Source organism: Melaminivora jejuensis (assembly GCF_017811175.1).
Lineage (GTDB): Bacteria > Pseudomonadota > Gammaproteobacteria > Burkholderiales > Burkholderiaceae_C > Melaminivora > Melaminivora jejuensis.
The window spans coordinates 1,072,447-1,091,033 of sequence record NZ_JACWIJ010000002.1 but is presented as its reverse complement, the minus strand read 5'-3'; the positions used below and the strand labels follow the sequence as shown (position 1 = coordinate 1,091,033).

Sequence of the window (18,587 nt, the reverse complement as noted above, 5' to 3'; positions counted from 1 at the left end):
GCATGTGTTCGCAGGTTTGCTGCAACTATCATATTGGTAGCTGTCAGCGCTTGCCTGTATTGGGTTTGAGGCTGATTTCATATAAATACGGACAGATTCAAGCCGGTGTCGGCTCGGCCAGCGGCTGGCCCAGGCTGCGCAGTACGTCGCGCACCATCTGCGCACGGTCGCGCGCTTCGGGCAGGGCGCGTTCAATGCGCAGCTTCTCGTTGCCGGCCAGCTTGATGTGCCGGTTCTTCTGGATCAGCTGGATGATGGCCAGCGGATCGACCGGCGGCTGCGGCTTGAAGGTGATGGTGATGACACCCGGCGCCGCATCGACCTTGACCACGCCGTAGGTCTGGCTCAAGACGCGCAGGCGGTGTACGTCGATCAGCGTCTGCGCCTGCGGTGGCAGCTTGCCGAAGCGATCGACCAGTTCTTCCAGCAGCGCATCGATCTGCTCGCTGCTCCTGGCGGTGGCGAGTTTCTTGTAGAACGACAGGCGCAGGTGTACGTCGCCGCAGTAGTCCTCGGGCAGCAGGGCCGGGGCGTGCAGGTTGATGTCGGTGGCCGCCTGCATGGGCGCCAGCAAGTCCGGCTCCTTGCCGGCCTTGAGGCTGCGCACGGCCTCGGCCAGCATCTCGTTGTACAGCTGAAAACCCACTTCCAGCATGTTGCCGCTCTGGCTCTCGCCCAGCACCTCGCCGGCGCCACGGATTTCCAGGTCGTGCATGGCCAGATAAAAGCCGCTGCCCAGTTCTTCCATCTGCTGGATGGCCTCCAGGCGCTGGCTGGCCTGCCTGCTGAGGCTTTCCAGGTCGGGCACCATCAGATAGGCATAGGCTTGGTGGTGGCTGCGGCCCACGCGCCCGCGCAGCTGATGCAACTGCGCCAGGCCGAACTTGTCGGCGCGGGCGATGACGATGGTGTTGGCCGAGGGCACGTCGATGCCGGTCTCGATGATGGTCGAGCACAGCAGCACGTTGAAGCGCTGCGCCACGAAGTCGCGCATGACGCGCTCCAGCTCGCGCTCGGGCATCTGGCCGTGGGCGATGGCGATGCGCGCCTCGGGCAGGATTTGCTCCAGCGCCTGGCGGCGGTTTTCGATGGTTTCGACCTCGTTGTGCAGGAAATAGACCTGGCCGCCGCGCTTCAACTCGCGCAGCACGGCTTCGCGGATGACGCCGTTGCTCTCGCTCCTGACAAAGGTCTTGATGGCCAGGCGGCGCTGGGGCGCGGTGGCGATCACCGACAGGTCGCGCAGGCCCTCCAGCGCCATGCCCATGGTGCGCGGAATCGGCGTGGCCGTCAGCGTCAGCACGTCCACTTCGGCGCGCAAGGCTTTCATGGCTTCCTTGTGGCGCACGCCAAAGCGGTGCTCCTCGTCGATGATGAGCAGGCCCAGGTTCTTGAACTGGGTGGATTCACTGAGCAGCTTGTGCGTGCCGACCACGATGTCCACCGTGCCGTCCGCAATGCCCTTGACGGCTGCCGTGATCTCCTTGCCCGAGCGAAAGCGCGAGACTTCCGCCACCTTGACGGGCCAGCGGGAAAAGCGATCGGCCAGCGTGCGGTAGTGCTGCTCGGCCAGCAGCGTCGTCGGCGCGAGAAACGCCACCTGCTTGCCGCCCGCCACGGCGACGAAGCACGCGCGCAGGGCCACTTCGGTCTTGCCAAAGCCGACATCGCCGCAGACCAGCCGATCCATGGGCTGCGGGCTGATCATGTCCTGCACCACGGCGGTGATGGCCGCCTGCTGGTCGGCGGTCTCCTCGAAGCCGAAGTCGCTGACGAATTCCTCGTAGTCCTGCGCCGGGAAGCGAAACGCATGGCCCTGGCGTGCGGCGCGGCGGGCGTAGATGTTGAGTAGCTCGGCGGCGGTGTCGCGCACCTGCTCGGCAGCCTTGCGCCGGGCTTTTTCCCACTGGCTGCCGCCCAGCTTGTGCAGCGGCGCCTCGTCGGGCGACACGCCGGTGTAGCGGCCGATTTGCTGCAGCTGGCTCACGGGCACGTACAGCGCGGCCTTGTCGGCGTATTCCAGGTGCAGGAATTCCTGCAGCGCCGGCGTGCCGTCAGGGTTTTTCTGGCCTACGTCCATGTTGACCAGGCCCAGGTAGCGGCCAATGCCGTGCTGGGTATGCACGACCGGGTCGCCCACCTTGAGCTCCGACAAATCCTTGATCAGCGCTTCCAGGTCGCTGGCCTGCTCCTGCTTTCTGCGCCGGCGCGTGGTGCCGCTGGCGGCGAACAGCTCGGTCTCGGTGACGAAGTCGATGCCGCCCTCGACCCAGGCAAAGCCGTGCGCCAGGGCGCCAACGGCGATGCCGATGCGTTCGTCCTGCGTCTGCTGGAATTGCGCCAGGCTGTCGAAGGCCGGCGGGTTCAGGCCCGAGGCGCGCAGAAAGTCCAGCAGGCTCTCGCGCCGCCCGCTGCTTTCGGCCAGCAGCAGTGTGCGCTGGCCGCCCATGGCGATGTGCGCCTGCAGCCGCGCCAGCGGGTCTTCGGCGCCGCGCACCACGGCCAGGGGCGGCAGCGGCTGAAACACCGGGTTGTCCGGGCTGTCCTCAATGCCGGCGCGTAGCGCCAGCTGGGCGTGCGGCTTGGCCTGTACGTAGAACTGCTCGGCGGACAGGAACAGCGCCTCGGGCGGCAGGGCAGGGTGCTCGGCATCGCCTTCGATGAGTCGGTAGCGCTCGCGCGTGTCCTGCCAGAAGCGCTGGAAGGCGGCCTCCAGGTCGCCGTGCAGCACCAGTGTGGCGCTGCTGCCCAGGTAGTCGAACACGGTGGCCGTGTGCTCGAAGAACAGCGGCAGGTAGTACTCGATGCCGGCGGTGGCAATGCCCGCGCCCATGTCCTTGTAGATGCGGCTGCGCGTGGGGTCGCCCTCCAGCAACTCGCGCCAGCGCTGGCGAAAGCGCGCGCGCGCGTCGTCGTCCATGGGGAATTCGCGCCCGGGCAGCAGGCGGATTTCCTGCACGGCATGTGCGCTGCGCTGGCTGTCTGGGTCGAAGGTGCGGATGGAGTCGATCTCGTCGTCGAACAGATCGACCCGGTAGGGTTGCTCCGCACCCATGGGAAAGAGGTCGATCAGCCCGCCGCGCACGGCGTACTCACCGTGGCTGACCACCTGCGAGACGTGCTGGTAGCCGGCCAGCGTCAGCTGCGCGCGCAGCCTGGCTTCGTCGAGCTTCTGCCCGGTCTTGAAGTGAAAGGTGTAGGCAGCCAGGAAGGACTGCGGCGCCAGGCGGTACAGCGCCGTGGTGGCCGGCACCAGCACCACGTCCACCTCGCCCTGCGAGATGCGCCACAGCGTGGCCAGGCGCTCGCTGATCAAGTCCTGGTGCGGCGAGAAGCTGTCGTAGGGCAGGGTTTCCCAGTCGGGGAACAGGGCGCAGCGCAGCTCGGGCGCGAAGAAGGCCAGCTCGTCGATCAGGCGCCGGGCGTCGGTGGCATCGGCGGTGATGACGGCGCTCAGGCGGCCAGCGGCGGCCTGCTGCTGGCCCAGGCGGGCCAGCAGCAAGGCATCGGCGCTGCCCGCGGGCGGGGCAGGGTGAAGCGTTTTCCGGGGGAGAGTTTGGGTAGATCCATGCAAGGGCGCCGCGCAGCAGGGGGCAGGCTGCGGGCCGGGCGGGGCGGCGGGTCAGCTCCTGGGCGGCGGAGGGCGATTCTAGAATGCGCGCCCATGACTGCCTTGTCCGCCCCCGGCACTGCGCCGGGCCAGCCTCCGGCCCGCGATGCGGCCTACGCGACCCTGTCCGCACCGCCGCCTGCGGCCGTGCGGCTGTGGGCCCTGATCCCCTGCGCCGGCACTGGCACGCGCGCCCTGGCCCCGGGCATGGCCGGCGGCCCCAAGCAGTACCAGGTCATTGCCGGCCAGCCGCTGGTGCTGCACACCCTGACGGCCTTTGCCGGCGTGGCGCGGCTGGCCGGCACGCTGCTGGCGGTGGCGCCGGGCGATGATTTCTTCGAGCGCCACGCCCTGCACCCGGGCGGCTTTGCCGTGCCCTGCGGCGGCGCCACGCGCGCCGATTCGGTGCTGGGCGGCCTGCGCGCGCTGGCACAGCGTGGCGCGCATGAGGACGACTGGGTGCTGGTACACGACGCAGCGCGCTGCCTGGTCACCAGCGCGCTGATCGATGCGCTGATCGATGCCTGCCTGGACGACAGCGTGGGTGGTCTGCTGGCGCACAAGGTGGCCGACACGCTTAAGACGGCCAGCGACGGCCCAGGCGGCGTGCGCGTGCTGGCCACGGTGGATCGCAGCGACAAATGGCTGGCGCAGACGCCGCAGATGTTCCGCCTGGGGGCGCTGCGGCAGGCGCTGGAGCAGGTCGGCAGCGGCGCCACCGACGAGGCCAGCGCCATGGAGGCGCTGGGCCTGCACCCGCGCCTGGTCGAGGGCGGGGCGCAGAATTTCAAGGTCACCTGGCCGCAGGACTTCGCCCTGGCCGAGGCAGTGCTGGCGCAGCGCCTGCTGGGCACCACGGTCGAGCGTTTCGGTGGCGCTGCGGGCGAAGCAGCCGGCGGGGAAAAGACGGCGTTCTTCCATCGTCCGCCGGGCTGAGCATCCGGCACACAACAAGCGAGAGTCGAAGCGACATGAATTTCAGGATTGGCGAGGGTTGGGATGTCCACGCCCTGGTGCCCGGACGCAAGCTGGTCATTGGCGGCGTGGAGATCGCCCACCGCACGGGCTTGCTGGGGCATTCGGATGCCGACGTGCTGCTGCACGCCATCACCGATGCGCTGCTGGGCGGCGCCGGGCTGGGTGACATCGGCAGTCATTTCCCCGACACCGACGCGCGCTTTCGCGGGGCAGATTCGACCGTCCTGCTGGCCGAAGCCATGCGGCGCGTGGCCAAACAGGGCTACGCTGTGGTGAATCTGGACAGCACCGTCATCGCCCAGGCACCGCGCCTGGCGCCGCACATCGCCGCTATGCGCGGACGCATCGCGCAGGTGCTGGGCCTGGCGCCCGAGCAGGTCAACGTCAAGGCCAAGACTGCCGAGCGCCTGGGGCCGGTCGGCCAGGGGTTGGCCATCGAGGCGCGCGCAGTGGTGCTGCTGCAGCGGCCCTGAACTGCCGCCGCCGAGGCTGGCTATGAGCGCAGCGGATCGGCCTTGGCAGCTCGCGTGTTCTCCTGGATCAATTCGATCTTGTAGCCATCGGGGTCGGTGACGAAGGCGATCACCGTCGAGCCGCCCTTGACCGGGCCGGCCTCGCGGGTGACGTTGCCGCCAGCCGCCTTGATGCGTGCGCAGGCGGCGTAGGCGTCGGGCACGCCGATGGCGATGTGGCCATAGGCCGTACCCATCTCATAGTTGTCCACGCCCCAGTTGTAGGTCAGCTCAAGCTCAGCCTGGTCGGGATTGCCGCCCGAGAAACCGAGAAACGCCAGCGAGTATTTGTACTCGGGGTTCTCCGAGGTGCGCAGCAGTTGCATGTCCAGCACCTGGGTGTAGAAGTCGATGGAGCGCTGGAGATTGCCAACGCGCAGCATGGTGTGAAGGAATCGCATGGGGTGATTATCCCGATCAGCGAAAGGCCCGGGCGGCCCTTGGGCATGGTTTTTATATATACGATGTATATTATGTTAATTTACAAACAACAATTGCCAAAGATTCACCGTTTCCGCCGCACTTACCGCCCTGTAACCAGGAACAGAAAAAGCCGTCGGCGGTCGGTCGGTCGGCACACATGACCTGCAGCCGCAAACCGCAGTCAGCGATTGAACATCGCACCCTCCTGGACGCGCTGCTCGAACTGCCGCGCCAGGGAGCCACACACCAGATCGCACAGGGCATCAATGGTGTCGTCGGCGATGCGGTAATAGACGCTGGTGCCACGGCTTTCGCGCGCGACCATGCCTTGCTGCGCCAGCAGCGCCAGGTGCTTGGACGCATTGGCCGTGGTGCAGCCGCATTCACGCGCCAACTCGCCCACGTTGCGCTCGCCGGCACGCAGCAGGTTGATCAGCTGCAGGCGCATCGGCTCGGACAAGGCCTGGAAATATGCAGCGATGTGCTCCAGCGCCTCGGGCGGGAGTTCCTTCATGACGTCCTCCCTCCAGACAGAACAGACAGAACAGGTTCACAGGTGTGGTGCATGGCCGACATTCTATGAGTTGTTTGACTAATTAACTGTTTAGTTAAATAATGCCTGCATGTTCTGTCCTGTCTTGCCCCTTGATTCCCGGCGGATGCTGGTGGCGCTGGCTGTCACAGCCGGGCTGGCTTCGGTCGCTGGCTTGCCCTTTGCCAACGCCCAGGCTCTGGCGTCGGCTCCGATCCTGGCCAGCCACAGCCCGCACTTGCACGCCGCAGACGGCGTTGTCGAGGCCGTGCGCGACACCACCGTGTCCACCCAGGTGGCCGGTGCCGTGGTGCAGTTGCTGGTACGTGTGGGCGACCGGGTGCAGGCCGGTCAGGAACTGCTGCGACTGGATGCCCAGCCGGCCCGGCAAGGCGCTCTCGCCAGCGCCGCCCAGGTGGAGGCGGCCCGCACGCAAGCCCAGTTGGCCGACAGCGAGCTGGCGCGGCAAAAACAATTGTTCGCCCGCCAATACATCAGCCAGGCCGGGCTGGAGCGCGCCCAGGCCCAGGCCCAGGCCGCCCATGCCCAGATGCGCGCCCTGCAGGCCCAGGCCGGTGCCGCCTCCGCACAGGCGGGCCTGCACATCGTGCGCGCGCCCTACTCCGGCATCGTCAGCGAACTGCCGGTGGCCCTGGGCGACATGGCTACGCCCGGGCGCCCGCTGCTGCGCCTGTACGACCCGGCAGCGCTGCGCATCACCGCCAGCGTGCCGCAGACCCTGCAACTGGCCGATGCGCCCGCGCAATGGGAAATCCCCAGCCTGCCCGGCAGCCGCGCCAGCGTGGCGCTGAACGACATCCAGCGCCTGCCCACCATCGACCGCAGCACGCACACGGCGCAATGGCGCCTGCCCCTGCCCGGCGATCTGACAGGCGCCGCACCCGGCATGTTCGCCCGGCTGTGGCTGCCGGTGGCCCCAGGTGCCAGCGCCCAGCCTGGCGCCAGTTCCGTCCCCACGCCTGCGCTCGCCGTGCCGGCCAGCGCCGTGCTGCGCCGCGGCGAGCTGACCGCCGTCTATGTGCTGGACGAGCAGCAGCGCCCGCGCCTGCGCCAGGTGCGCCTGGGCCAGGCGCCGGCCAGCCCGGCCAGCGCCGCCGATGCCCAGGCCTCCATCCCCGTCCTGAGCGGACTGCGCGCCGGCGAGCGCGTGGTGCTCGATCCACAGGCTGCGGCCCGGGTGCGCTGACATGCAGCACGCCAACCCGGCCCGCATGGGCATCTCCGGCCGCATTGCCGCCCTGTTCCAGTCGGCGCAGATCACGCCGCTGCTGGCGCTGGTGGCCTTTCTGCTAGGCGCCTTTGCCGTGCTGGTCACCCCACGCGAGGAGGAGCCGCAGATCGACGTGACCATGGCCAGCGTGCTGGTGCCCTTCCCCGGCGCCTCGGTGCGTGATGTCGAGCAACTGATCGCCACACCCGCCGAGCAACTGCTCGCCGGCATGGAAGGCACGGAGCATGTCATGTCCGTCTCGCGTCCGGGCCTGGCGCTGCTCACGGTGCAGTTCAAGGTCGGCGTGCCGCGCAATGAAGCCCTGGTGCGCCTGCACGACCAGTTGCGCAGCCATGCCGACCTGTGGCCCCAGGGCCTGGGCGTGCAGCAGCCCTTGATCCGCCCCAAGGGCATCGACGATGTGCCCATCGTCAGCTTTACCCTGCACGCCAGCGACGAGACCGCCGACACCTTCGGCCTGGAGCGCGTGGCCCACACCATCGAGGCTGAGCTGGCCCGCGTGCCCGGCGTGCGCGAGGTGCGTGCCATCGGCGGGCCGGGCCGCGCCGTGGTGGTCGAACTCGATGCTGCGCGCATGGCCAGCACCGGCGTGTCGGTGCGCGAGCTGCGCGCCGCGCTGCAGTCGGCCAACTTCGGCCTGCCGGTGGGCGACTTGCTGGCCGGCGGCCAAAGCGTCGAGCTGCAGGCCGGCCCTTTCCTGGCCTCGGCGCGCGAGGTGGCCGGGCTGGTCGTGGCCACGCGCGCCGGTCGCCCCATCTTCCTGCAGGACGTGGCGCAGGTGCGCGACGGCGCGCCGCCGGCGCAGCGCCTGGTCTGGCTGGGCCAGCGCGGCAAGGATGGCGAAGGCGGCCAGGTGCAGGAATGGCCAGCCATCACGCTACAGGTGACCAAGAAGCCCGGCGAGAACGCCATCGACGTGGCCAATGCCCTGTCGGCGCGCATGACGCAGCTCCAGGGCGTGCTGATCCCCGATGACGTGCAGGTGCGCCAGACGCGCAACTATGGCGAGACCGCCAACGACAAGGCGCAGAAGCTAATCCAGAAACTGCTGTTCGCCACGGCCTCGGTGGTGGCGCTGGTGTTCCTGGCGCTGGGCCGGCGCGAGGCCGCCATCGTCGGGCTGGCGGTGGTGCTGACGCTCACGGCCACGCTGTTTGCCTCCTGGGCCTGGGGCTTCACGCTGAACCGGGTATCGCTGTTCGCGCTGATTTTTTCCATCGGCATCCTGGTCGATGACGCCATCGTGGTGGTCGAGAACATCCACCGCCATCAGCAGCTCCAGCCCGGCCTGCCGCTGGCGCAGATCATCCCGCGCGCCGTCGATGAGGTCGGCGGGCCGACCATCCTGGCCACCTTCACGGTCATTGCCGCGCTGCTGCCCATGGCCTTTGTCTCCGGCCTGATGGGGCCGTACATGGCGCCCATCCCCATCAACGCCAGCATGGGCATGTTGCTGTCGCTGGCGATTGCCTTCGTCGTCACGCCCTGGCTGGCCCGGCTCTGGATGAAGTCGCACAGCGCCGGCGGCCATACCGGCCTGACCGCCCGGCTCGAGCCGTTCTTCGCCCGCACCTTCGCCCCGCTGCTCCATGAACAGCGCGGCGGGCGCAACCGGGCGCTGCTGTGGCTTGCCGTGGCCGCGCTGATCGCGCTGTCGGTGCTGTTGCCGGTGCTGGGCTGGGTGCAGCTCAAGATGCTGCCCTTCGACAACAAGTCCGAGTTCCAGATCGTCGTGGACATGCCCGCCGGCACACCGCTGGAAGACACCGCCGCCGTGCTGCGCGAACTGGGCACACACCTGGCCAGCGTGCCCGAGGTGCAGGACTGGCAGGCCTATGCCGGCACCGCAGCGCCCATCAACTTCAACGGCCTGGTGCGCCAGTACGAACTGCGCGCCAGCAGCGAGCTGGGCGACATCCAGGTCAATCTGGTGGATCGGCAGCACCGCAAGCAGCAAAGCCACGCCATCGCCATGCGCGAGCGCGCCGCGCTGCAGGACATTGGCCGGCGCTGGGGCGCCAATGTCAAGGTGGTGGAAGTGCCGCCCGGCCCGCCGGTGCTGGCGCCCATCGTCGCGGAAATCTACGGCCCCGACACCGAAGGCCGCCGCCAGGTGGCGCAGGCCGTGCGCGCGGTCTTCGAATCGACGGCGGGGGTGGTCGATGTGGACTCCACATCCATTGCCCCGGCGCCGCGCACGCTGCTGCTGGTCGATCGGCAAAAGGCCGCGCTGGCCGGCGTGGCGCAGCCGGACATCGTGGCCACGCTGCGCGCCGGCCTGGCCGGCGAGGCCGTGACCTGGCTGCGCGACGCCAGCCGCCACCCGGTGCCCGTGTGGCTGCAGTTGCCGCCCGAGAGCCACGGCAGCCTGGATGCCCTGCTGCAGCTCGGCGTGCCGGGCGCGGCGGGCCGGCTGGTGCCGCTGCGCGAGCTGGTCAGCGTGAGCAACACACAGCGCGAGCAGCCCATCTACCACAAGGACTTGCTGCCGGTGGACTTCGTGCAGGGCGACATGGCCGGGCGCGTGGACAGCCCTTTGTATGGCATGTTCGCCATGCGCGGCGCGCTGGCCGGCATCGCCACGCCCGGCGGCGGCGCGCTGCAGGAGCTGTTCGTCGAGATGCCGCAGGACGCCCAGCGCGACTACAGCCTGCGCTGGGACGGCGAGTGGCGCATCACCTACGAGACCTTCCGCGACATGGGGGCGGCCTACGCCGTCGGCCTGATCCTGATCTACCTGCTGGTGGTGGCGCAGTTCGGCTCCTACCTCACGCCGCTGATCATCATGGCGCCCATTCCGCTCACCGTCATCGGCGTCATGCCCGGCCATGCCCTGCTGGGCGCGCAGTTCACCGCCACCAGCATGATCGGCATGATCGCCCTGGCCGGCATCATCGTGCGCAACTCCATCTTGCTGGTGGACTTCGTGCGGCTGCAGCAGGCCGGTGGCGTGCCGCTGGCCCGTGCCGTCGTCCACGCCGTGGCCGCGCGCACCCAGCCCATCGTGCTCACCGGCCTGGCGGCCATGATCGGCGCCTTCTTCATCCTGGACGACCCCATCTTCAACGGCCTGGCAATCGCGCTGATCTTCGGCATCCTGGTGTCCACGCTGCTGACGCTGGTGGTCATCCCTACGCTGTACTACGCCGCCTATCGCCGGCGCGCGCCAGGCCAGCAGGAAATGGGCAAAACGGCCTGAAACCCTTACCTGGCAAGCGATTCCAGCTATTGAATGGATAGCTTGCTTTTTCACCCTCACGACAAGGAGTCACACCATGTTCCCCAGCTACCAGGAAATCATCAAGGACACCAGCGCCGAGATCGGCAAGCTGCGCGGCGAGATCGGCGACACGCTGCGCGGGTTTTCCGCCATGGCGCAGGCCGCCACCAAGGACGGCGCGCTGGACGCCAAGACCAAGGAGCTGATCGCCATCGCCCTGTCGGTGTCGGTGCGCTGCGACCCCTGCCTGGGCTACCACACGCAGGCCCTGGTCAAGCTCGGCTGTACCCGCGAGGAGCTGACCGAAGCCCTGGGCATGGCCGTCTACATGGGCGGCGGGCCATCGCTGATGTATGCCGCCCGTGCCAGCGCCGCCTTCGACGAGTTCGCCGCCCAGGCCGCCGCCAAGGCTGGCTGAAGCCCGCCGGCAGCGCCCCGTCCCCCTTCGCTCTCCACACAAAGACTGCCCACCCATGCCTGCCTTGCCCCTCTCCTCCAGGGCCTTGAGCGCCCTGGCCCTGGCTGCCGGCCTGACGCTTGCCGGGGCCCTGCCGCGCCCTGCCCTGGCAACCGACCTGCTGGCCGCCTGGGCGGGGGCCGAGCAGCACGACCCCGAGCTGGCCGTGGCGCGTGCCGCCCGTGCCGGCGCCCAGCCGCTGCGCGAGCAGGCCGCCGCCCTGTGGCGCCCAGGCGTGCAGCTTGCCGCCAGCGCCGGCGCCGCCAGCCACGACAGCGACACGCGCGGCGCCCACTTTGCCGCGCCCGGCATGGGCCAGAACGACGGGGTGGATTTTTCCACCTCCGTCCACGGCGGCACGGCCACGCGCTGGGCGCTGCAGGCCAGCCAGCCGCTGTACCACCCGCAGCGCCGCGTCCAGCAGCAGCTGCTGCAGCTGCAGGCCGACAGGGCTGAGCTGCAATGGCAGGCGGCGCACCAGCAGGCCATGCTGCGCACCGCCGAGCGCTACCTGGACGCCGCCCTGGCGCAGCAGGCCCTGCAGCTGACGCGCCAGCAACTGCAGGCCGTGCAGCGCGCGCTCGAAGAAGCGCAGGAGCGCTTTCGCATCGGCGACGCGCCCATCACCGACACCCACGAGGCCGGCGCCCAGCTGGCTGCGCTGCAGGCGCAGGAGCTGGCCGCGCAGGTCGCGCTGCAGGTCAAGCTGCGCCTGCTGGCCGACACCACCGGCCTGCCGCCCGAGACCCTGCGCCCGCAGCTGCCCGTCGCCGCGGCTACAGCCGCGAACGCCAGTGCCGCCACCGCCCTGCCCCTGGCGCACTGGCAGCAGCAGGCCGAAGACGCCAACCCCGGCATCCGCCTGCAGCGGCTGGCGCAGGAGCTGGCGCGCGCCGAGGCCGAGCGGCACAGCGCCCGCGCCGCGCCCAGCGTCGAGCTGGTCGCCCAGGCCGGTCAGGAGCGACTGCACGGCAGCGGCGACTTTGGCCGCTCGCGCAGCAGCGCCCGCAGCGCCAGCGTGGGCGTGCAGCTCACCGTGCCGCTGTACACCGGCGGGATGCGCGAGGCCCGTCAGGAGCAGGCCCTGCGCCAGCTCGAACAGGCCCAGGCGCAGGCGGACAGCACGCGCCAGCAGGTCGCCAGCCAGACCCATGCCGCCTGGCTGGGCCTGTCCGCCGGGGCGCAGCGCGTGCAGGCGCTGGAGCACGCGCTCAACGCCAGTCGGTCGCGCCTGGACGCCACGCGCACCGGGCGCGAGGCCGGCGACCGCACGCTGCTGGACTGGCTCAACGCCCAGAACGACGCCGCCGCCGCCGAGCTGGCTTTGAGCCAGGCGCGCGGCGCGCTGCTGCTGGACGGCCTGCGCCTGGCCCTGCTGGCCGGCCAGCTGGACGAACAGCGCCTGCGGGCCGCCAGCCAGGCATTGGCAGCGGCAGCGGCAGCGGCAGATGCCGCCACAGGCAGCGCCCAGAAAGAAAAGGAGTGAAAAAAATGCTGACCAGCAAGTGTATTCACTCACTTTTCAATAGCTGATGGCGCTTGTCCAGCAAGGGAAAAACAGCAAAAGGAGGCAAAAAATGACATTCTGGGATCAGGCTTTCGACAGCCCGCACTACAAGTACGGCACCGAGCCCAATGCCTTCGTGCGCGAGCAGGCACGGCGGCTGCCCCCGGCGGCCCGCGTGCTGGTGCCCGGCGACGGCGAGGGGCGCAACGGCGTCTGGCTGGCGGCCCAGGGCCACGAGGTGCTGTCCGTCGATGCCTCCGCCGTGGGTCTGGACAAGGCCCGCACTCTGGCCCGCCAGCAGGGCGTGGCCCTGCAGACCCTGCAAGCCGACCTGGGCACTTGGACGCCCGAGCCGGCCAGTTGCGACGCCGTGGTGCTGACCTACGTCCACCTGCCCGCGCAAGCGCGCCCCGCCATCCATCGCCGCCTGGCGCGCGCCCTGCGCCCGGGGGCTGGCTGCTGCTGGAGGCCTTCCATCCCGGGCAACTGGCCTTCACCAGCGGCGGCCCCAAGGACGTGGACATGCTCTACACCCTGGCCGCGCTGCGCCAGGATTTCGCCGGCCTGCTGCGCGAGGAACTGGGCGCCGAAGTGCTGGCCAACCTGGACGAAGGCCCGGGACACCAGGGGCCGGCGCAGGTCGTGCGCTGGCTGGGGCAGGCGCTGTAGCCACGCCGGCACAGACCAGGAAACAACCAGGAAACAGGGAGATGACCATGCCCATGCACCCCCATCCGCAAGGCTGCCCGACCCCGGCTGGCGCCACCCAATCCTCCACCGCCCTGCCCCTGTCCCGCCGCGCCTGGCTGGGTGCAGCCGCAGGGCAGGAGCTGCCGCCGGCATCGGCCTGGGGCCACTGCCGCCCCGGCCCATGCCGCCCGCCTGCCGACCAAGGCGCACATCGTCATCGCCGGCAGCGGCCTGGGCGGCATCGCCGTGGCGCACCGCCTGCAAGGCCTGCTCGATGGCGCGCGCATCACCATCATCGATGCCAAGCAGGCACACCACTACCAGCCCGGCTACACCCTGGTGGCCACGGGCGTATGGCCGGTGGACAAGGTCATCGAGCGCAACGCCGCGCTGCAGCCCGCCGGCGTGCAGTGGGTGCAGGACATGGTGGCCGAGTTCGACCCGGCGGCCAACACGGTGGTCACCGCCAGCGGCCAGCGCATCACCTACGACTACCTGGTCGTGGCCACCGGCACGCACCAGGACTGGGCGCAGATCGAGGGCATGGATATCAAGGCCATCGGCAGCAACGGTCTGGCCAGCGTCTATCCCAGCGCCGAGGCAGCTGTCGCCACCTGGGCCGCCATGGACAGCTTTCGGCAAAAGGGCGGCCAGGCCGTCATGACGCTGCCGGCCACGCCGCTCAAGTGCGCCGGCGCGCCGCTGAAGATGACCTTCATGCTGCGCGACCGGCTGGCGCAGGCCGGCACCCTGGACAAGTCGAGCATCACCTTCTATTCGGCGCTGCAAAACGTCTTTGGCGTGCCGGCGGTCAACGACAGCGTGCTCCAGCGCTGGCAGGCCCTGGGCGTGGGCGTGCAGTACGGGCAAAAGCTCACGGCCATCGACATCGGCGCACGCCGCGCCACCTTCGCCACGCCCGAGGGCGAGGCCAGCGAAGTGCCCTACGACTTCATCCACGTCGTGCCGCCCATGCGCGCCGTCGATGCGGTGAAGAATTCGGATCTGGCCTGGCAGGACGGCCCCATGGCCGCCGGCGGCTGGCTGGAGGTGGACAAGAGCACCCTGCAGCACCGGCGCTACAAGAACGTCTTCGGCCTGGGCGACACCAATGGCACGCCGCGCGGCAAGACGGCGGCCACCGTCAAGAAGAGCGCGCCCATCGTCGCCCGGCATCTGGTGGAGGTCATCGCCGGGCGCACGCCGGGCGAGGTGTTCGACGGCTACACCTCCTGCCCCATGATCGTGCGCGAGGGTTCGGCCTGGCTGATCGAGTTCGACTACGAGGGCCGGCTCACGCCCTCGCTGCCCATGATCGAGCCGCTGCAGGACAGCTACGCCGCCTGGCTGATGAAGATCCGGATGCTCAAGCCGGCCTACATGGCGGTGCTCAAGGGCCGTGTCTGATGCCCTGCTGATGTTTTCCAAGGAGACACGTCATGTACGAAATCTGGCTGGTGCTGAACATCCTCTACGAAATCGCCCTGGGCCTGTGGCCGGTGCTGCTGGCGCTGGCCGTGGTCTGGCTGGCGCTGATGGTGCTGGCGCGCTCGCGCCTGAGCCTGCTGGCGCTGCGCCGCGCCCTGTTTCCGGCCAGTTTCGTGGCCGGCCTGCTGTTCTTCACGCTGCCCCACCTGACCCAGTCCTCGTTCGACAACATGGGCTACTGGGTGGACTGGCTCAACCTGCTGGGCATGGCCCTGGGCCTGGGTGCGGCGTTTGCGCTGTTCGCCTGGCCGCTGGTGGCCATGTTCTGCCCGGCCTGTGCCGGCGGCGCCTGCCCGGCCCGGCCAGCCAACTGAGCCGGCCAGGCACAACATCCCGAGTGCCCTGCCCTTTCTTTTCATTCTTCAAGGAGCTGTTCCCATGACTTCCTGGCAAATCGTGCGCCTGCTGGCCGGTACCTTCATCCTGCTGTCGCTGGCCCTGGGCATCCCTGGCAGCCCGCTGTTCATGAGCCAGTGGTGGCTGGCCTTCACCGCCTTCGTCGGCGCCAACCTGCTGCAAAGCAGCTTCACCAAATGGTGCATGTTGGAGAACATCCTGCGCAAGCTGGGCGCCCAGCCCGGCTGCTGAACCGATTGTTGAACCTCCGCAAAGGAAGCCCATGAAAACCGCCCTTGAACTGGTGGCCGAGGCCAAGGCCCGCGTCCACGAACTGTCCGTTGCCGAGGCCGCCCAGGCCGTGGCCGGTGCCGACGTCCTGATCGACGTGCGCGAGCCCGACGAGTACCGCCAGGGCCACCTGCCCGGTGCCGTGAACATGCCGCGCGGCCTGCTGGAATTCCAGCTCAGCAGCCACCCGGCCTGCCAGAACGCCGAGTTGAACGTGCTGCTGTACTGCAAGACCAGTGGCCGCGCCGCCCTGGCGGCGTGCGCCATGCACGACATGGGCTACCGCAACGTGCGCTCGATTGCCGGTGGCTACGACGCCTGGGTCGCCGCCGGCCAGCCGGTGCAGCAGCCCAAGCTGCCGCAGTTCGGCTGATTGCGCCCAGGCCTTTTTTTTCTGCAACCCGAGGAGCACTCCATGAAACTCAACGTTGGCGGCATCGACCGCATCCTGCGCATCATCGTCGGCCTGGTGCTGATCGCCCTGGCCGCAACCGGCACCGTGGGCTGGTGGGGCTACATCGGCATCGTGCCGCTGGTGACCGGGCTGTTTCGCTTCTGCCCGGCCTATGGCCTGCTGGGCATGAACACCTGCCCCATCAAGCAGCAGCCGCCCAAGCCGTGAGTACCGCCCTTTCCGGGCCAGCAGCCAAAGTAGCATCAAAATTGGCTGAAACCATTGCTGGATAAGCGCTGCAAGCTATTAACAAAATAGCAAAACAGGCTTGTCCCCAGGGCGATCGCATCTAAATTTTGAGCCAATCTTGATGCAAAGTGCAGGCTCCTAAAGCCAACCGGATGCGACCTTGAGCCTGCTGCAACTGCTCCAACAAATTCCCGATCCCCGTGTGCAGCGCACCCGCCGCCATGAGCTCATCGACTTGCTGGCTATCGCCCTGTGCGCTACTGTCGCCGGAGCAGACAACTGGATCGAGACGGTGGAGTTTGCCCAGGCCCACCAGGCCTGGCTGCAACGCTTTTTGCGCCTGCCCTGCGGCATTGCCTCGCACGACACCTTCGCGCGGGTCTTTCGCCGCCTGGATCCACATGCACTCGAACAGGTCTTGCAGCAATGGCTCAAGGGTATGTCTGCGAGCGCCTCGGGCCATGTGGCCATCGATGGCAAGAGCGTGCGCAGCGCCCACCGCAAGGGCAAGGGTGCGCACCACAGTTTGCATTTGGTCAGCGCCTGGGCATCTGAGCAGCGCTTGCTGCTGGGCCAGCGCAAGGTCGATGGCAAGAGCAACGAGATCACGGCCATTCCTGAGTTGCTCAAGTTGTTGGACATTGGTGGGTGCACCATCACCATCGATGCCATGGGCTGCCAAAAAGCCATTGCCAAGCAAATCGCCGACCAAGGTGCCCACTACGTGCTCAGCCTCAAGGGCAATCAGCGGCACATGTTCAACGTGTGCAAGAAACACTTTGAAAGCGCTGAAGCTGACAGGGGCCAGCAAACGTTCAGTGACTCAGACAAAGGCCACGGGCGCATCGAGACGCGCAAGTACCAGGTGTCGGCACTGCCGCCGGCGCTGCAGCGTGCGGCCCAGCACTGGCCCCAGCTGCAAAGCGTGGTGCGCGTGGTGCGCACGCGCCAATTGCCAGGCCAAGAGCGAGTCAGCGAACAAACGAGCTACTACCTCAGTAGCCTGAGCGCACACACCAGCGCCCAGCAAATGGCGCAATACATCCGGGGGCACTGGAGCGTGGAAAACCAGCTGCACTGGAGCCTGGATGTGGGCATGGGCGACGACAGCGGTCTGAGCCAGAAAGACCACGCTGCGCACAACCAAGCGCTGCTCAGGCGCATAGCCCAGCAGATGCTGCAAGCCGACACCAGCGTGAAGGCCGGACTCAAGGCCAAGCGCAAACGCGCGGGCTGGGACTTGACCTACTTGGAGCGGGTCATGGAGCTATGCATTTAGATGCGATCGCCCTGGGCTTTCATGCGCCCTCTACTCGTGCTGCAGGTCTGAGCCCCAGGCGCTGCAGCAGCCGCTCATCCGCCTCGGCCTCGGGGTTGCCGGTGACCAGCAGTTGGTCGCCATGAAAGATGGAGTTCGCCCCGGCCAGAAAGCACAGCGCCTGCACGGCATCGCCCAGCTGCTGGCGCCCTGCCGACAGGCGCACCCGGGCGCGCGGCATGGTGATGCGCGCCACGGCGATGACGCGCACGAAGTCCAGCGGATCGACCGGCGCGCTGCCGGCCAGCGGCGTGCCGGGCACCGGCACCAGGCTGTTGATGGGCACGGACTCCGGGTAGGGGTCGAGGTTGGCCAGCTGCGCCAGCAGGCCGGCGCGATGCACCGGCGCCTCGCCCATGCCGATGATGCCGCCGCAGCAGACCTTGACGCCGGCGCCGCGCACGGCCTGCAGCGTGTCCAGCCGATCCTGGTACTGGCGCGTGCTGACCACGTCCTGGTAGTACTCGGGCGCGGTGTCCAGGTTGTGGTTGTAATAGTCCAGCCCGGACGCCTTGAGCGCCTGCGCCTGGGCCGGCGTCAACATGCCCAGCGTGGCGCAGGTTTCCAGGCCCAGCGCCTTGACGGCGGCGATGCGCTCGGCCATTTTTTCGATGTCGCGCTCCTTGGGCGCGCGCCAGGCCGCACCCATGCAAAAGCGCGTGGCGCCGGCCTCGCGTGCGGCCCGGGCGGCGGCCAGCACCTCATCGAGCGGCAAGAGCTTTTGCGCCGCCACGCCGGTGTCGAACTGCGCCGACTGCGGGCAATAGCCGCAGTTTTCCGGACAGCCGCCGGTCTTGACCGACAGCAGCGTGGCCAGTTCGATGTCGCCGGCTGGCCAGTGCTGGCGGTGTACGGCCTGGGCCTGCCAGAGCAAATCCAGGAAAGGCAGGTCGAGCAGCGCCTGGACGCCGGCGACGCTCCAGCGCTGGGTCGGGCGGGCGCTGGTGGCCTTCGGGGACAGAAAGGTGAGCGGCCTGGCGACCGCTTCGGGGGCAGAGGGGGACAGGGCTTGGTTCATGGCGGCGCATTGTGGCCGTGCCAGCCGCCTCCTGGCACACCTGCAGCTGCAAATAGTCGGCCCTTGGCAAGAGGTGGTAAAAGATGGCATTTGTCGCCAAATTTGCCAGCAGAAGATGATTTTTGGCGGAATCTTTGCGTCTTTTGCCGGCAGTATGGCAAGAATGCCGGAAGCCGCCGCCCGAACCACGGCAAAAGACGGCAAAAGACGGCAAAAGCCCTTCGCTGCGCCAGAACAAGACGACAGACCGACACAAGCGCTCTGCCGGGCAGGATTTGATAAAAAACAGCGCCAAACCCGCACCAGACAAGC

16 protein-coding genes and 2 pseudogenes are annotated in these 18,587 nt (G+C 68.4%); 14 read left to right on the top strand and 4 right to left on the bottom strand.

Annotation, left to right across the window (positions count from 1 at the left end):
* Positions 1–97 precede the first annotated feature (97 nt).
* A pseudogene (gene mfd / locus IDM45_RS05295) lies at positions 98–3,570 on the bottom strand (transcription-repair coupling factor).
* A 163-nt stretch (positions 3,571–3,733) separates the two neighbouring features.
* Between mfd and ispD the strand changes: the two are divergent.
* Complete coding sequence (gene ispD, locus IDM45_RS05290) at positions 3,734–4,546, top strand: 2-C-methyl-D-erythritol 4-phosphate cytidylyltransferase (RefSeq protein WP_408631681.1); 813 nt, start codon at positions 3,734–3,736, stop codon at positions 4,544–4,546.
* 35 nt (positions 4,547–4,581) lie between these two features.
* Positions 4,582–5,061 carry a 2-C-methyl-D-erythritol 2,4-cyclodiphosphate synthase gene (ispF, locus tag IDM45_RS05285; RefSeq protein WP_209421930.1) on the top strand — a complete coding sequence of 160 codons (480 nt, stop codon included), beginning with the start codon at positions 4,582–4,584 and terminating at the stop codon, positions 5,059–5,061.
* Positions 5,062–5,081: 20 nt separating this feature from the next.
* On the opposite strand, the gene gloA is transcribed toward ispF, so the two are convergent.
* Positions 5,082–5,501: a lactoylglutathione lyase gene (gene gloA, locus IDM45_RS05280; RefSeq protein ID WP_209421929.1), complete on the bottom strand. Its 420-nt coding sequence runs from the start codon at positions 5,499–5,501 to the stop codon at positions 5,082–5,084.
* Between the two features lie 203 nt (positions 5,502–5,704).
* Positions 5,705–6,037 carry an ArsR/SmtB family transcription factor gene (locus tag IDM45_RS05275; RefSeq protein WP_209421928.1) on the bottom strand — a complete coding sequence of 111 codons (333 nt, stop codon included), beginning with the start codon at positions 6,035–6,037 and terminating at the stop codon, positions 5,705–5,707.
* A 124-nt stretch (positions 6,038–6,161) separates the two neighbouring features.
* On the opposite strand from IDM45_RS05275, the gene IDM45_RS05270 reads away from it, so the two are divergent.
* The 12 genes and pseudogenes from IDM45_RS05270 (at position 6,162) to IDM45_RS05215 (ending at position 17,218) form a co-directional block, all read left to right on the top strand.
* The gene (locus IDM45_RS05270) at positions 6,162–7,262 is read left to right on the top strand and encodes an efflux RND transporter periplasmic adaptor subunit (protein WP_232653403.1); all 1,101 of its coding nucleotides are present in this window, start codon (positions 6,162–6,164) and stop codon (positions 7,260–7,262) included.
* Position 7,263: 1 nt separating this feature from the next.
* A complete protein-coding gene (locus tag IDM45_RS05265; protein ID WP_232653404.1) occupies positions 7,264–10,506 on the top strand; it encodes an efflux RND transporter permease subunit in 3,243 nt (1,080 codons plus the stop codon).
* A gap of 76 nt (positions 10,507–10,582) precedes the next feature.
* Positions 10,583–10,945, top strand: a complete 363-nt coding sequence (locus IDM45_RS05260) for a carboxymuconolactone decarboxylase family protein (protein ID WP_209421927.1) — start codon at positions 10,583–10,585, stop codon at positions 10,943–10,945.
* Positions 10,946–11,000: 55 nt separating this feature from the next.
* Positions 11,001–12,470: a TolC family protein gene (locus IDM45_RS05255; RefSeq protein WP_209421926.1), complete on the top strand. Its 1,470-nt coding sequence runs from the start codon at positions 11,001–11,003 to the stop codon at positions 12,468–12,470.
* A 46-nt stretch (positions 12,471–12,516) separates the two neighbouring features.
* Positions 12,517–12,885 (top strand): annotated as a pseudogene (locus IDM45_RS18225) (class I SAM-dependent methyltransferase); the annotation flags it as partial.
* Positions 12,831–13,160 (top strand): hypothetical protein, encoded by a 330-nt coding sequence (locus IDM45_RS05245; protein WP_209421925.1) that lies wholly within the window; start codon positions 12,831–12,833, stop codon positions 13,158–13,160. The pseudogene IDM45_RS18225 and the gene IDM45_RS05245, both read left to right, overlap by 55 nt.
* A 141-nt stretch (positions 13,161–13,301) precedes the next feature.
* On the top strand, positions 13,302–14,588 hold the full coding sequence (locus IDM45_RS05240; protein ID WP_325168946.1) for an NAD(P)/FAD-dependent oxidoreductase: 1,287 nt from the start codon (positions 13,302–13,304) through the stop codon (positions 14,586–14,588).
* A gap of 32 nt (positions 14,589–14,620) precedes the next feature.
* The gene (locus tag IDM45_RS05235) at positions 14,621–14,983 is read left to right on the top strand and encodes a hypothetical protein (protein ID WP_209421924.1); all 363 of its coding nucleotides are present in this window, start codon (positions 14,621–14,623) and stop codon (positions 14,981–14,983) included.
* A gap of 64 nt (positions 14,984–15,047) precedes the next feature.
* On the top strand, positions 15,048–15,257 hold the full coding sequence (locus tag IDM45_RS05230; protein ID WP_209421923.1) for a YgaP family membrane protein: 210 nt from the start codon (positions 15,048–15,050) through the stop codon (positions 15,255–15,257).
* Positions 15,258–15,288: 31 nt separating this feature from the next.
* Positions 15,289–15,669 carry a rhodanese-like domain-containing protein gene (locus IDM45_RS05225; protein WP_209421922.1) on the top strand — a complete coding sequence of 127 codons (381 nt, stop codon included), beginning with the start codon at positions 15,289–15,291 and terminating at the stop codon, positions 15,667–15,669.
* A gap of 42 nt (positions 15,670–15,711) precedes the next feature.
* Positions 15,712–15,918: a YgaP family membrane protein gene (locus IDM45_RS05220; protein WP_209421921.1), complete on the top strand. Its 207-nt coding sequence runs from the start codon at positions 15,712–15,714 to the stop codon at positions 15,916–15,918.
* Between the two features lie 181 nt (positions 15,919–16,099).
* Positions 16,100–17,218 carry an ISAs1 family transposase gene (locus IDM45_RS05215; RefSeq protein ID WP_209421920.1) on the top strand — a complete coding sequence of 373 codons (1,119 nt, stop codon included), beginning with the start codon at positions 16,100–16,102 and terminating at the stop codon, positions 17,216–17,218.
* Between the two features lie 19 nt (positions 17,219–17,237).
* On the opposite strand, the gene bioB is transcribed toward IDM45_RS05215, so the two are convergent.
* Positions 17,238–18,275 carry a biotin synthase BioB gene (gene bioB / locus IDM45_RS05210; protein WP_209421919.1) on the bottom strand — a complete coding sequence of 346 codons (1,038 nt, stop codon included), beginning with the start codon at positions 18,273–18,275 and terminating at the stop codon, positions 17,238–17,240.
* Positions 18,276–18,587 lie beyond the last annotated feature (312 nt).

Excerpts from the sequence above, each read along its gene's own strand:
- ispF (WP_209421930.1), top strand. The coding sequence starts at position 4,582 with ATGAATTTCAGGATTGGCGAGGGTTGGGATGTCCACGCCCTGGTGCCC.
- gloA (WP_209421929.1), bottom strand. The coding sequence starts at position 5,501 with ATGCGATTCCTTCACACCATGCTGCGCGTTGGCAATCTCCAGCGCTCC.
- IDM45_RS05275 (WP_209421928.1), bottom strand. The coding sequence starts at position 6,037 with ATGAAGGAACTCCCGCCCGAGGCGCTGGAGCACATCGCTGCATATTTC.
- IDM45_RS05265 (WP_232653404.1), top strand. The coding sequence starts at position 7,264 with ATGCAGCACGCCAACCCGGCCCGCATGGGCATCTCCGGCCGCATTGCC.
- IDM45_RS05260 (WP_209421927.1), top strand. The coding sequence starts at position 10,583 with ATGTTCCCCAGCTACCAGGAAATCATCAAGGACACCAGCGCCGAGATC.
- IDM45_RS05255 (WP_209421926.1), top strand. The coding sequence starts at position 11,001 with ATGCCTGCCTTGCCCCTCTCCTCCAGGGCCTTGAGCGCCCTGGCCCTG.
- IDM45_RS05235 (WP_209421924.1), top strand. The coding sequence starts at position 14,621 with ATGTACGAAATCTGGCTGGTGCTGAACATCCTCTACGAAATCGCCCTG.
- IDM45_RS05230 (WP_209421923.1), top strand. The coding sequence starts at position 15,048 with ATGACTTCCTGGCAAATCGTGCGCCTGCTGGCCGGTACCTTCATCCTG.
- IDM45_RS05225 (WP_209421922.1), top strand. The coding sequence starts at position 15,289 with ATGAAAACCGCCCTTGAACTGGTGGCCGAGGCCAAGGCCCGCGTCCAC.
- IDM45_RS05220 (WP_209421921.1), top strand. The coding sequence starts at position 15,712 with ATGAAACTCAACGTTGGCGGCATCGACCGCATCCTGCGCATCATCGTC.
- bioB (WP_209421919.1), bottom strand. The coding sequence starts at position 18,275 with ATGAACCAAGCCCTGTCCCCCTCTGCCCCCGAAGCGGTCGCCAGGCCG.